Here is a 13,010-nt window from a genome sequence, read left to right as displayed (position 1 = left end):
CAAGGAGTTTCGAAAATGTCGAGCAAAACGTTTTTTATAACGGGTGTGAGTTCGGGTTTCGGGTTGGCGATCGCCACTGCCGCTATTGACGCCGGTCACAAGGTTATCGGCACCATCCGCTCTGAGGCCTCGCGCAAAGCCTTGGCGGACACTCTTCCGACGCTACCCCCGGTTCTTTGCGATGTCACCGAATTCGACCGAATCCCGGACGTCGTCCGACAAGTCGAGGACGAACACGGGCCGGTCGATGTGCTGATCAACAATGCCGGGTACGGTCATGAGGGCGTTCTTGAGGAATCGCCAATCGAAGAGATGCGCCGTCAGTTCGACGTGAACGTGTTCGGCGCCGTCGCCGTGGCCAAGGCGTTTCTTCCGAGGTTCCGCGAGCGCCGCCGGGGCTTTGTCGTCAATGTCACGTCGATGGGCGGGATGATCACCATGCCCGGCATCGCCTATTACTGCGGCAGCAAGTTCGCGTTGCAGGCTATTTCAGAGGTCATGCGTTCGGAAATGGCTCCGTTCGGTGTTCGTGTGACAACCCTTTGCCCCGGCTCATTTCGGACGGACTGGGCAGGCCGTTCCATGGTCCGCACAGAGCGTTCCATTGCTGACTATGATACCCTGTTTGATCCGATTCGCGAGGCGCGTCAGGCAGTGAGCGGCAAGCAGCTTGGAAATCCGCAAAAGCTCGCCGACGCGGTGCTGACCCTCATCGAATCTGACAATCCCCCGCCGCAACTTCTCCTTGGCAGCGATGCGCTTAAACATGTAACGGCGCGGATCGAACGCCCGACCCAGGAAATCGAAGCTTGGAAGGGCGTGACTGTCTCCACGGACGGCTGACGCAAACCCAAAATTTGTTGTTGACGATCTGCCTACTAGAAGGTAGACAGACTGCATGAGCAATCTTTCGACCACCTCGGACGACATTCTGGCGTCCACCCGAAACCTTCTGATAAGCGGCGGCTACAATAGCTTCAGCTACGCCGATATCTCGGAGATTGTCGGTATCCGCAAGGCAAGCATCCATCATCATTTTCCGAGCAAGGTCGATCTGGTGCGTGAGCTGGTCAAGCGTTATCGAGAGGATGGCCAGGCAAGCGTGGCAGTCCTTGAGCAGAAGGTTCCGAATGCTCTGAACATCCTCAAGGCTTATGCAAACCACTGGGCTGCATGCATTGAGGATGCGAGCAGGCCATACTGTGTCTGTGCCATGCTTGCCAGTGAACTGCCTTCCCTCCCCACGGAAGTCGCAACCGAGGTGACGAACTTTTTCCGCTTCATCTCCTCGTGGCTGGCTTCGGTCATGGAGCGCGGTTCCAAGCAGGGCGAGCTGGGTCTAACCAGTGCGCCGCATGTTGAAGCCGAGACATTTCTAGCAACCGTATACGGGGCAATGCTTTCGGCGAGAGCCTATGGGAAGCCGGGAGTGTTCTCAATGATACTCGAACCTGCTCTCAACCGGCTCACACCGACTGTCTCTCACTAATCCTGCGTAGCTAGCCTGCTCAGGTCAATCGCGCCTAACGAAACTACCAACTAGTAGGAAGATCTAAGTGAAAAATGTATTCCCCGCTCTGGCCCTCGGGCTGACCAGCATCCTTTCTGTAACAGTCCTTTCGACACCCGCATCTGCCGAAGATAAGAAAGCCGCGCCGATCCATGTCCGCGGCAGCATCGTCGCCTATGGGGGATCGACACTCAAGGTGAAAACCCGCGAGGGGGAGACTGTCGATGTTGCGCTTGCCGACGACTGGAAGGTCGCGGGCGTTGCGGAAGCCAAGGTGACGGACATTAAGCCCGGCGATTTTGTCGGTATTGCATCCCTGCCAAAGGCTGGCGGCGGTGATGGCGCACTCGAAGTCCTGATCTTCCCGCCGGCGATGAAGGGCCTTGGAGAAGGCAGCTACGGCTGGGATCTGAAGCCGGACAGCAGCATGACCAACGCAACGGTGGCAGATGCCGTCAAGGGCGTCGAGGGACGGACTGTCACCGTGACCTATCACGGCAAGGAAAAGAAGATCGCCATCCCGGATGGTACGCCTGTCGTGACCATTGCTGCGGCAGCCAAGGACGATCTCGTGCCGGGGGCGGTCGTCTTCATCACCGGCGAAAAGTCTGTAAACGGCCCGGTCGCCCATCAGGTGGTCGTCGGCAAGAATGGCGTAGTTCCCCCCATGTGAAGACCACGCCGTCACTGGCCGGAGCGGCCGCGCCGCTTCGGCCAGGCGATACGATCGATGCTGCTCCACCGGCAGCCGTGAACGTCACAGACGAGAGACGCTGAGATGACCGAAAATGCCGATAATGTTCCTGCTCAATATCCTCGAATGGTCTTCATCCGCCGCCACTCGGTTGTGACCCGGCTTACGCACTGGCTGAACGTGCTTTGCATGAGTTTCCTTCTCTTGAGCGGACTGCAGATCTTCAACGCCCACCCCGAACTATACTGGGGACATTATGGCGCCGACGGTGATCCTGCCGTCTTGACGATTGGCGCTGATGACGAAGGCGGCGAACCGCGCGGTTTTGCTCGCATTGCAGGCCTGGAACTACCCACCACAGGCGTCCTCGGCGTGTCGAATGTTGAAGGCGAACAAGTCTTACGCGCTTTTCCCTCTTGGGCAACCATCCCTTCATTCCAGGATCTTGCGGCCGGACGTCGATGGCATTTCTTCTTCGCCTGGCTGTTTGTCATCAATGGCATTGTCTATCTCGGTTTCAGCCTGCTCAGCGGACATTTCAGACGGGACCTTGCACCCAAGGCCCATGAGCTTTCGCCAAGCCACCTTGGCCGTGAAGTTCTCGATCATGCTCGGCTGCGCTTTCCGCAAGGGGAGGAGGCAAAGCATTACAATGCCCTTCAAAAGCTTACCTACCTGGCCGTCATTGTCATTCTGCTGCCCCTAATGGTCGTGACGGGCTTGACCATGTCACCCGGGATTGACGCCGCTTTCCCCGCACTTGTTGAGATCTTCGGTGGGCGTCAATCCGCACGAACCATCCATTTCATCACAGCATCGGCACTCGTCATCTTCGTTATTGTCCATGTGGCGATGGTCGTCCTGTCCGGGACCTGGAACAACATCCGCTCGATGATCACTGGACGTTACATCATTCATGAGGAAGGACCGAAGGCATGAGCAAGCTTTTCACCCGACGCCGCTTTCTCATCGGCGGCACGCTCGGCGCCAGTGCCCTTACTCTCTCGGGCTGCGACCTGTTGGACCAAAATGCAGACGTCGCCAATGTCCTTCGCTCAGCCGAACACTTGACCATGAAGGCACAGAGACTGCTTCAGGGGCGCAATGCGCTGGCGCGTGAGTTTGACGAGAAGGACATTTCCCCCTCCTTCCGCGTGAATGGAACGAGTGCCCCCGACAGCGACGAATATGCGGAACTGCTGGAAAGCAAGTTTGCGAATTGGCGACTGAAGATCGACGGTCTCGTCGATCGGCCTCGAGAGTATTCGCTCGCCGATCTGAAGGCGCTTCCCTCCCGCACGCAGATCACCCGCCATGACTGCGTCGAAGGCTGGAGCGCCATCGGCAAATGGAAAGGCGTTCCGCTCGCCCATCTGTTGCGCCTGACCGGGCTCAAGCCCACGGCGCGCTTTGTCGTTCTGCACTGTGCCGACGAGCTCGAAAAGACGCTGGATGGAAGCGGCCGATACTACGAGAGCATCGATCTCATCGACGCGGTTCATCCGCAAACCATCCTCGCCTACGAGATGAATGGCCAGGACCTCAGCGTCGGCCACGGTGCCCCCTTGCGCCTGAGGGTCGAGCGGCAGCTCGGCTACAAACAGGCAAAGTACATCATGCGCATAGAACTGATCGACAGCTTCGCCGGCTTGTGGGGCGGGAACGGCGGTTATTGGGAAGACCGCGGCTACGAATGGTACGCCGGGATCTAAGGCCCTGAGAAAAGCCGCAGGAGGACAGTTCATGAGCAGACGCAAGGTTCAGGAAGTCATGCCGATTTCTGCGACAGCTTCGTCTCGCCAGGTCGACATCGGCCAAACCAATTCGATCCTCTCCGATCCCGACGGTCGATGGGTCGCAAAGCGGCAGGAGGCGATCAGCGAGGCATTCGAGAAACGCATGCGCTTGGAGAGCGACCAGCGTCACGGGGCAAAGGTTCCTTCTCACGACAGCTTACAGAACACCGTAAAACTCTCCGGAGAAAGCGATCGTATCGGCCGAAATGATTGGGACGAGAACACCCCATTTGGCAAGCATGTTGGCTTCGTCTGACAAGGCTCGCGCGGACCATCCATAAACCAATTCAGAAAGTGGAAGAAAACAATGTCGAACACTCAGACCTCCCGCGCCACACGCGACAACGACCAGTGGCTCAAGCAGTATTATTTCGCCAGAGCGGCCTTCTCAGTGCTGTGGGTTGCGGCTGCGCTAACTGTCGGGCGGCAGTCGTTTGCAGTGGCCGCCGCGTTGCTGATCATCTATCCGGCGTGGGATGCCGCGGCCAACGTCGTTGACGCGGCCAGGAGTGGTGGATTTGCCGCCAACCGGAGTCAGGTAATCAACGTCACAGCGAGCTCGATTATGACGATAGCCGTGATCCTGGCGTTGACAATGAACATGAACTGGGTTCTGGGCGCTTTCGGTCTATGGGCGATCTTTTCGGGGCTGTTGCAGCTTGGAACTGCCGTGCGGCGTTGGAAAACGAGTGGAGGTCAGTGGGCGATGGTTTTGAGCGGTGGCCAATCCGCTGTGGCCGGTGCTCTCTTCATCTTTCAAGCGCAAATGCCGCAGGAGCCTTCGATCTCCACGGTTGCGGGCTACGCTGGCGTTGGGGCATTCTACTTCCTGGTTTCGGCAATTTGGCTGACGATCGCCCTGTCGCGTCGCAGTATGCATCCCATCTCATAAGCTCTACCTCGCGCCTATGAAACCACTTGGAAGATATTCAAATGATGACAGATGATGTGGCAGAGCAACTCGCTTCCTACCGGAGGACCATCGACAATCTGGATTCGGCTATCCTCTATATTCTGGCCGAGCGCTTTCGCTGTACCGAGCAAGTCGGCCACTTGAAAGCCAAGCAGGCGTTGCCGGCGATCGATAATGAGCGAGAGCGACGCCAATTGGATCGACTGATGAGTATCGCCAATGATGTTGGCCTCAGTCGGCACTTTGTCGAAGGGCTGATGACAATGATCGTGGGCGCTGTGGTGGAGCGGCACAGGGAGATTGCAGCCAGGAAGTAAGTTGTCTGTCGCGGCTGTCCTACCGCAGCCGTGGATCGGCGGGGAAAATCGATTCCCTTCGCCCGGCTTACCATGCAGGGGCATTTGTGATGTGGTCCGAGACGGTCGAGATAAACGCCCGAAGACGCTGGAGACGTCGCAGGTCCCGGTGATATCCCATCCAGATGTCTCGCGCCGGCGGGGGCTTGGGCAGTTCAAGTCTGCGGATACCCGGGATTTGATTGCCCACTGCGCGGGGCAGGACGGCGATTCCAACACCCTGCCTGCACATTCGCCCCTGGACGTTTCGGTTGTTTGATCGCAGCACGGGTCTCGCGTTCGGAAAACTCTCGGCGAGCCAGGCTATGTCGGGGAACTGCCCGGTAGAAGTGTCGTGGGTGATCAGACGGAAACCAGTCCCGTCGCCATATTTAGGGTCAGGCGACTCCTCGGCGATGTAGACGCCGTATTCGAGCCTAAAGAGCCGCCGTTGAATGACATCGGCAGTGTCGAACGGAACGATGCGAAAGGCAACGTCGGCCTCCCTTTGGGCGAGGTTGAACAAGCGAGTACCGGTCAGGACCTCGACGTCTACATTGGGGTAGGCTTTCGAGAAATCTGCCAGGATTGGAGGCAGGACATAGGCCCCGAACCAGTCTGCCGATGAGATACGCAGATTGCCTTTGAGATTTTGCTCCTGCCCGGCGAGCCGGCGCTCCATGGCAAGCGCGCCTTCTTCCATCTGCTCTGCCAGTGCGATGATCCCATGGCCCTCCTCGGTCAGCACGAGACCGTCCGCGGTCCGCTGGAAGAGCGTATGGCCGATGGCATCCTCGAGGGCACGCAGCCGTCTGCCGACGGTCGGATGGCTTGTATGAAGAGCACGCGCAGCGCCGCCGAGCGTGCCGGATCGCGCAATCGCAAGGAAGATTTTTACGTCACTCCACTCCACGGCCATGCCCTTACAAAAGTGAACAGTCAAAATACAAAACTGTCACTTCAAGTACAAATATAAACATATAGATTCAAGTCATCTTCTGAAATGAAGCGGAGAAACGTCATGAAAACATGGTTTATCACAGGCTGCTCGAGCGGCTTCGGACAACGGCTCGCGCTCGCTGCGGCACAGCGGGGCGATCAGGTTGTCGCGACTGCCCGCAACGTCAACTCGATTGAAGAAATGGCTCGGCCATTCGACGGCCGTATGATCACCCTGCCGCTCGACGTGACGGATGCGGCGGCAGCGCAAGCCGCAGTCGCAAAGGCGGTCGAGACATTCGGCGGCTTTGACGTACTTGTGAACAATGCCGGCTACGGGCTGTTTGGGGCGCTTGAGGAGGGCACGCCCGAAGAATATCGACCGATGTTCGAGGTGAACGTTTTCGGTCTTATCGAAACCACCAGGGCAGCCTTGCCTGCACTGCGACGTTCGGGCGGAGTGATCGTCAACATGTCTTCTGGCGCAGGGATCGCGGGCAGCGGCGGCGCAGCATATTACAATGCAGCCAAGTTTGCGGTTGAAGGGGTTTCCGAAGCGCTCGCCGGTGAGCTGAAGCCGTTCGGCATCCGCGTGCTGATCGTCGAGCCTGGGCCATTTCGGACCGACTTCCTTGGCCGTTCGATCACGATGGCGGCCAAGGAGATGCCGGAATACGCCGTGAGTTCGCGCAGGCACTATCGCGAAACCAATAACGGCAATCAGGCGGGCGACCCCGATAAGGCGGTTACAGTGATCCTGCAGGCGGTCGACGCCAATAACGCCCCGCTTCATCTGCCGCTTGGGCCCGTCGCGCATTCAATCGCCGAGCGAAAGCTGGCTTCTTTCCGCACCGATATCGACGCTTGGCGAGATATCTCGGTCGCCACCGATTTCGATCAGGCCTGAGCTGGTCGCTAGCTCTGTTTAACATCAACATCGACGGGAAAGAGTTATGATCCCAACACTGGAAGATTTTACCCAGCAACTGGTGCCGGTGAACGGCATCAAGATCAATGCCGTCACGGGCGGCTCTGGCCCCCCGCTCCTTCTGCTTCACGGTTGGCCGGAAACTTGGTGGGAGTGGCACGACGTCATGCCGCTGCTGGCCGAAGAGTTCAGAGTGGTGGCGATTGATCTGCGCGGCGCAGGCTTTTCCGACTGCCCGCTTGACGGCTACGATAAGGCGACGATGGCGCGCGACGCGCACGAGGTCATGATCGCCCTTGGGCATGAACGCTATGCCGTATGCGGCCATGACATCGGCGGAATGGTGGCGCTTCCGCAGGCCGCTATCTATCGAGATGCGGTTACTCACCTTGCCGTCCTCGATGTTCCGCTTCCTGGCTGGAGCCAGTGGGAGGCGACGACGGCAAAGATCTGGCACTTCGCGTTCCATGCTAATCGGGATCTGCCGGAACGCCTGATTTATGGCCGCGAACATGACTATGTTTCGGCCTTCATGGCGGAGCGGTTTTACGATCACAGCACCTTTAATCCTGAAGACATCGACATCTATGCGAAAGCAATGGCACTTCCTGGTCGCACGCGCGGTGGCATGGAATGGTACCGCACACTGACCGCCGACCATGCGGCCGCGCTCGAATACAAAAAGCAACCGCTCCGGATTCCGGTTTTAGGTCTCGGCGGGGAGCACCGCTTCGGTGCGCATATGGTTCCGATGCTCAAGGAGTTCGCCACAGATGTAACGGGCGGCTCGATTGCCCGCTGCAGTCACTATGTGGCGGATGAGTGCCCGGATGAAGTAGCCGCTGCTCTCATCGACTTCCTCAAGGCCAATTGAACTCTGCGATCCGCACGATCACGTTCATCGATTCAACAAAAAAGGAAAACTGTCATGACTGCACCTCAAATTCGTGGCGTCAATCACATCGGCATCACAGTGCCCGACATCGAAGCGGCAAAATCGTTCCTGGTGGAAGCCTTTGGCGGCCAGGTGATCTACCAATCGTTCGGACCGCAGGATCCGGCAAGGCAGGGACCCCAGTTCGAGCGGGCCACTGGTGCATTCCCTGGAACGGTTGTGCGTGCGCAGGCGATGGTCAAGATCGGAACCGGGCCTGACATCGAGCTCTTCGAAATGCACGGCCCCAAACAAGCGCAACCGGTTACACCGAGCGACTTCGGCATCACGCATTTTGGTGTCTATACCCACGACATCGACGCATCGGTAGAGCGCTTTGAGAAGGCTGGCGGCACGCCACTCACCGCGCCGCGCGATATTCCGTATGCCACCGAGAAAGGCCAAGGGAACAAGGTCTGCTACTGCCGCACGCCTTGGGGCACGATGATTGAGTTTATCACCACACCCGACCGCATGGGCTATCACGACCAAACGGATCTGCGCAGGTGGCAGGACGAGCAATGAACGTGGATCTGGAAAACACTACATCACGCCGCAGCTTTATAACGCTTTCGGCGATTGCTGCGGCGTCAGTACTGGCAGGGTGCGTCTCCACCGCCGGCAAGCGTCGGATGGTGGGGGGACAGTCGACGCCTCCCCAGGATCCGATCGGCTCTGTCCACATCGCTCCTGCGCCGACAGATGCCGAACTGGCTGTCATGTACGGTCCCACCGAGGATGGCGGCTTTCTGATCCCGGCGATTCCCTACAAGCAGATCGATCCGCGCTACTATCGCCAGCAGGTCCTCGACCCGACTGGCGAGGCGCCCGGCACGATCGTCGTCGACACCTCCTCCCGCTTCCTCTATCTCGTCCAGCCGGGCGGGACCGCTATGCGCTATGGTGTCGGGATCGGGCGCGATGGCTTTGCCTGGCAGGGCAAGGGCATCATTCAGTGGCGTCAGAAATGGCCCCGCTGGAAGCCGCCAAACGAGATGGTCGCCCGTCAGCCGGAATTGGCCAAGTATTCGATCGAGAATGGCGGCATGGAGCCGGGCCTGAAAACCCGCTGGGGGCGCGTGCGCTCTACATCTTCTCCGGCGGCCAAGATACACTCTATCGTTTGCACGGCAATCCGGAATGGCGCTCGATTGGCAAGGCCGTATCGTCCGGCTGTGTGCGCCTGCTCAACCAGGACATTATAGACCTCTATGAACGCGTGCCGATCAAGGCTCCAATTGTCGTCATGCAGTAAGCGCAAGCGATCATGTCCGTCCCTCCCTGAACCAGGAGAGACATGTCCTTCAGCGCTTTCAAAGCCTGCATAATTCCACGCACAAAACTCAAGGAACTACCGACCATGTCGAACTTCAGTAAAGCGGCTGTTGGCCTCATTGCCGCGCTTTTGTCTTCTGCTGTCCTAACAGCCCCAGCCTTAGCGGACGCGCGCAACATCGTGCTTGTCCATGGCGCGCTCGTGGATGGTTCGGGCTGGCGCGGCGTTTATGACATCCTGACCCGCGACGGCTATCAGGTCAGCATCGTCCAGCAGCCACTGACAAGCCTGGATCAGGACGTTGCAGCCACGAAGAGCGTGCTTGATCAGCAGGACGGGGACGTCGTTCTCGTCGGCCACAGCTATGGGGGCACGATCATCACGGCAGCAGGTGATGATCTCAAGGTCAAGGCACTTGTCTATGTTGCGGCACTGCAGCCCGAAAAGGGCGAAAGCAGCGCACAACTGCTCCAATCGATGCCGTCACCCACCAATGATATCAAGCCGACAAAGGATGGCTTCCTGCTCATCGACCCGGCAAAGTTCGCGGCTGATTTCGGGGCGGATCTACCCAAAGAGCAGGGCGAGTTTATGGCCCGGTCTCAGATGCCTGTCGCCGTCGCGGCCACCAGTGCGCCGGTGTCTATTGCCGCTTGGCACGACAAACCTAGCTACGGGATTGTTGCGAAGGACGACATGACGATCAATCCGGACCTTGAGCGCTGGATGTACAAGCGCGCCGGTTCAACTGTGACGGAGATCGATGGTAGTCACGCTATTTATATCTCGCAGGCGGCTGCAGTTGCGAAGGTGATCGAGGAGGCCGCGGAAGCTGTCGACTGACAGAAAAGGACCGCGGTAACTCTGCAAATTCACTAGCTGCAGCGTTTTGCGAGTTTGGACTCGTGCCTTGCTAGTGATGTGATCGCTGCACCAAGGATAAACGTTGTCATCAGAGAGTCCCCGCGATCCAACATCGCGCTTTGAAGCCTGATGTCGTCGCGGGCCTTCAATGTAGAGCGCCATGGAAGGTACAGCAGGAGCGCGCTCCGATGCGCGGAACGTCTCAAATTTTCAGTCCCGTTGAAACGCAGCTCTGCATATCTGTTGCCCGGGAGCACTGTTCCCGGTAACTTCGTCTCGACTCGAACTCCTTCGTATGATGCAGGCCGAAGAACGGCCGAATGCAGTACCCCCTAATCGTGCCTAAACCGCAAGGTCGTTGCCATGTCCATCCCTCTGCATCAATACTTCATATTTATCTCTATCGTTACCATGATCGTGGTGACACCAGGACCTAACCTTGCTCTGCTCCTAGCCAATGCGCCGAGCAACGCGAAGCTAACCGGCTTCGGGATGGTATTAGGGTTCGCCGCAGCCATCGTTTCGCATGCCGCGTTGGCACTTGTTGGAGTGGGGGCGGTGATCGCAGCGTCGGCAATCTTGTTCACAGTCATGAAATTGTTGGGCGCAGCCTATCTCATCTGGCTGGGGATTAAATCTCTCTTGTCGCTGCGAAGTCTGACGGCACCTGTCCGGAATCCAAGCCGGGCGCCAGTGATCCTGACAGCTCCGAGAGCCTTCGTTCGCGGATATCTCAGCAACTTCCTCAATCCCAAACCGGCGATCTTTTACGTTGCCGTCTTCCCCCAATTCTTGGAGGGCCACCAACAGGATGTGCTTGCAAATGGCGCCGCGCTTGCTCTGACACATGCTCTGATCGCTTTAGGCTTTTACGGCGCAATTGTCCTCCTTGTCGGCAGCGTAACTGGTTTTCTCAATCGCCCGCACATCGCCAGAAGGATCAAAACGATCTCCGGGGCGGCTTTGATTTTGCTGGGCGGTCGCTTGTTATTGGCAAAGAGCCCTGCCTGATCGTCTCAACCTAATCCGGGCGAAGGCGGCTTCAACACAACGACCTCATCGCATCAGTGCATTCACTTAGCTAATTTGGTTTAGCCGATGCGGACGAAGAAAGGATCATTAGTGAAACGCGAAATTATCGTGCCGCTGGCAATGAAGCCCATTGTTGAGCGGGCAGGCTATGCCCCTGCAGTACGCTTCGAAAACCTGGTTTTCTGCGCGGGGCAGGTTGGACGTGATGCCAACATGAATGTCATCAACGACCCAGAGAAGCAATTCGAGGCGTGTTGGGACAACTTAGCTACCGTTTTGTCAGCGGCAGGTTGCAGCTTCGAAGATGTTGTCGAAATGACTACGTACCATGTCGGATTGCAGCAGCACATGCATACGTTTCGCAAGGTAAAGGACCGAATTTTCCCCCGCGGAACATGCGCGTGGACTTGCATTGGCGTCTCTGAACTTGCCCATCCCGGTCTTCTTGTGGAAATCAAAGTTGTGGCAGCTATACCTTCGCACCCGTTGGAATAGAGCGGTAGTTGATGCCCGCCGAAGTCCTAGAGTGCACAAATTGGACTGGACAGCTGGTGTAGAAGACATAACAAAACGACGCAGCTGGTGGACGACCAGCCGCGGTTTGTATCGCTAATAGCGCGGCTGCGACAGGTGTGTATGCTCACCATAATGTTCCTTGGTCGGCTGGAATTAGCGGTTCCATAATTAACGGTCACGCTCCAGCCTACGCTCCGCTTGCATGAAGCCATTGAACTTTCAATCGCTTGACGAACCAACGCGTGGGCAGATGGTTCGATTCCGCTCAAGGCGATGGTATTGGGGTAAGTTATCGCCGGGCCCTCACGGGTCGCGAGGCGCCGAGACCTAATGTTAAACACGAAGGCTACTTCTCCAGAAATGATGCCGCTTCACGAGAGAAAAGTCGGTCGGGGGGCACTCTTGCCTTCCTTTAGCTTAGGCGTCGTTTTCGACGATTGTCGAAGGCAGGCGTTAAACCTGAGCCATGCCCCCATCAACGGCTATTTCTGCACCTGTTGTAAAACTGCTCTCGTCGCTTGCAAGGAATAGCGCTGCTGCCGCCACTTCATCAGGTCTACCCATACGCCCAAGAGGGATCATACTGGCCAGTGCGTCTCGAACTTCCTGTGAGGTGCCGGCCATCATCGCCGTATCGGTCGGTCCGGGGCTAACGACGTTGACGCGAATGCCCTTGGAGGCAAGCTCGTTTGCCCATGTGCGTGTGAACGAACGAACTGCGGCTTTGGTCGCACCATAGACACCATATCCTTTGGTGCCTATATCGCCCGCAATGGAGCCAATCAGCACAATCGTTCCACCGGGCTGCATGATGTCGACGGCGCCCTGTGCCGCGAATACGAGGGACCGGACGTTCAGGCCGAACGTCCGATCGAAATGATCCTCAGAAATGTCTTCAAGGGGTGCATATTCGGACAGGCCCGCGTTCACGACGAGCACGTCGATGCGGCCTTTTTCCAATCGGATCTGCTCGAAGACGTGCTGAAGATTGGTGTTGTTGTTAGCATCCGCCCGGACAACGTGGATGCTCCCTATGACCGCCGATTCAGATGTGCTCTCCGCGTCCTTGCGGCTTGTCGCGTAGACTTGGGCTCCCTCCCTGGCGAACATCTGAGAAATGGCCCCGCCAATTCCACCGACACCGCCGATAACGAGGGCGATCTTGTTTGCTAATCTGCTCATGTAAACTCCATAAACATCGATGAAGTTAAGATATAGCCTCTATACCTACGGTCAATTACGCACTATAGGTAAAGTAGATATGGAGGAGTAT

16 protein-coding genes and 1 pseudogene are annotated in these 13,010 nt (G+C 57.5%); 15 read left to right on the top strand and 2 right to left on the bottom strand.

Features of this window, described 5'->3' with window-relative positions; translation table 11 throughout:
* Window positions 1-15 precede the first annotated feature (15 nt).
* The 8 genes from OSJ75_RS09690 to OSJ75_RS09655 all read left to right on the top strand — a co-directional run bounded on the left by OSJ75_RS09690 (window position 16) and on the right by OSJ75_RS09655 (window position 5,230).
* On the top strand, window positions 16-843 hold the full coding sequence (locus OSJ75_RS09690) for an oxidoreductase (protein WP_267227769.1): 828 nt from the start codon (window positions 16-18) through the stop codon (window positions 841-843).
* 55 nt (window positions 844-898) lie between these two features.
* A complete protein-coding gene (locus OSJ75_RS09685; protein ID WP_267227767.1) occupies window positions 899-1,489 on the top strand; it encodes a TetR/AcrR family transcriptional regulator in 591 nt (196 codons plus the stop codon).
* 67 nt (window positions 1,490-1,556) lie between these two features.
* On the top strand, window positions 1,557-2,183 hold the full coding sequence (locus tag OSJ75_RS09680) for a hypothetical protein (protein WP_267227766.1): 627 nt from the start codon (window positions 1,557-1,559) through the stop codon (window positions 2,181-2,183).
* A gap of 105 nt (window positions 2,184-2,288) precedes the next feature.
* Window positions 2,289-3,143 (top strand): cytochrome b/b6 domain-containing protein, encoded by an 855-nt coding sequence (locus OSJ75_RS09675; RefSeq protein ID WP_267227765.1) that lies wholly within the window; start codon window positions 2,289-2,291, stop codon window positions 3,141-3,143.
* Window positions 3,140-3,916: a molybdopterin-binding protein gene (locus OSJ75_RS09670; RefSeq protein ID WP_267227763.1), complete on the top strand. Its 777-nt coding sequence runs from the start codon at window positions 3,140-3,142 to the stop codon at window positions 3,914-3,916. The genes OSJ75_RS09675 and OSJ75_RS09670 overlap by 4 nt, the downstream gene beginning before the upstream one ends.
* Window positions 3,917-3,947: 31 nt before the next feature.
* On the top strand, window positions 3,948-4,256 hold the full coding sequence (locus tag OSJ75_RS09665) for a hypothetical protein (RefSeq protein ID WP_267227761.1): 309 nt from the start codon (window positions 3,948-3,950) through the stop codon (window positions 4,254-4,256).
* A 51-nt stretch (window positions 4,257-4,307) separates the two neighbouring features.
* Window positions 4,308-4,892 carry a DUF308 domain-containing protein gene (locus OSJ75_RS09660; RefSeq protein WP_267227760.1) on the top strand — a complete coding sequence of 195 codons (585 nt, stop codon included), beginning with the start codon at window positions 4,308-4,310 and terminating at the stop codon, window positions 4,890-4,892.
* A 41-nt stretch (window positions 4,893-4,933) separates the two neighbouring features.
* Window positions 4,934-5,230, top strand: coding sequence for a chorismate mutase (locus OSJ75_RS09655; protein WP_267227759.1), 297 nt, complete (start codon window positions 4,934-4,936; stop codon window positions 5,228-5,230).
* A 67-nt stretch (window positions 5,231-5,297) separates the two neighbouring features.
* On the opposite strand, the gene OSJ75_RS09650 is transcribed toward OSJ75_RS09655, so the two are convergent.
* Window positions 5,298-6,161, bottom strand: a complete 864-nt coding sequence (locus OSJ75_RS09650) for a LysR family transcriptional regulator (RefSeq protein WP_267227758.1) — start codon at window positions 6,159-6,161, stop codon at window positions 5,298-5,300.
* A gap of 108 nt (window positions 6,162-6,269) precedes the next feature.
* Here OSJ75_RS09650 and OSJ75_RS09645 point away from each other — a divergent pair, with 108 nt between their 5' ends.
* The 7 genes and pseudogenes from OSJ75_RS09645 (at window position 6,270) to OSJ75_RS09615 (ending at window position 11,716) form a co-directional block, all read left to right on the top strand.
* Window positions 6,270-7,094, top strand: a complete 825-nt coding sequence (locus OSJ75_RS09645) for an oxidoreductase (protein WP_267227757.1) — start codon at window positions 6,270-6,272, stop codon at window positions 7,092-7,094.
* A 46-nt stretch (window positions 7,095-7,140) separates the two neighbouring features.
* The gene (locus tag OSJ75_RS09640) at window positions 7,141-7,989 is read left to right on the top strand and encodes an alpha/beta fold hydrolase (protein WP_267227756.1); all 849 of its coding nucleotides are present in this window, start codon (window positions 7,141-7,143) and stop codon (window positions 7,987-7,989) included.
* 54 nt (window positions 7,990-8,043) lie between these two features.
* Window positions 8,044-8,574 carry a VOC family protein gene (locus OSJ75_RS09635; RefSeq protein WP_267227755.1) on the top strand — a complete coding sequence of 177 codons (531 nt, stop codon included), beginning with the start codon at window positions 8,044-8,046 and terminating at the stop codon, window positions 8,572-8,574.
* A pseudogene (locus OSJ75_RS09630) lies at window positions 8,571-9,304 on the top strand (L,D-transpeptidase). Before OSJ75_RS09635 ends, OSJ75_RS09630 begins: the two are co-directional and overlap by 4 nt.
* Before the next feature lie 105 nt (window positions 9,305-9,409).
* On the top strand, window positions 9,410-10,168 hold the full coding sequence (locus tag OSJ75_RS09625) for an alpha/beta fold hydrolase (RefSeq protein WP_267228043.1): 759 nt from the start codon (window positions 9,410-9,412) through the stop codon (window positions 10,166-10,168).
* Window positions 10,169-10,552: 384 nt separating this feature from the next.
* Window positions 10,553-11,200 carry a LysE family translocator gene (locus OSJ75_RS09620; RefSeq protein ID WP_035201353.1) on the top strand — a complete coding sequence of 216 codons (648 nt, stop codon included), beginning with the start codon at window positions 10,553-10,555 and terminating at the stop codon, window positions 11,198-11,200.
* A 111-nt stretch (window positions 11,201-11,311) separates the two neighbouring features.
* Window positions 11,312-11,716, top strand: a complete 405-nt coding sequence (locus tag OSJ75_RS09615) for a RidA family protein (protein ID WP_205837081.1) — start codon at window positions 11,312-11,314, stop codon at window positions 11,714-11,716.
* 474 nt (window positions 11,717-12,190) lie between these two features.
* On the opposite strand, the gene OSJ75_RS09610 is transcribed toward OSJ75_RS09615, so the two are convergent.
* The gene (locus tag OSJ75_RS09610; protein WP_267227753.1) at window positions 12,191-12,919 is read right to left on the bottom strand and encodes an SDR family NAD(P)-dependent oxidoreductase; all 729 of its coding nucleotides are present in this window, start codon (window positions 12,917-12,919) and stop codon (window positions 12,191-12,193) included.
* Window positions 12,920-13,010: the final 91 nt, after the last annotated feature.

It is taken from the genome of Phyllobacterium sp. 0TCS1.6A, from assembly GCF_026420825.1.
In the GTDB taxonomy this organism is placed as follows: domain Bacteria; phylum Pseudomonadota; class Alphaproteobacteria; order Rhizobiales; family Rhizobiaceae; genus Phyllobacterium.
This window is presented reverse-complemented; position numbering and strand designations above follow the sequence as displayed.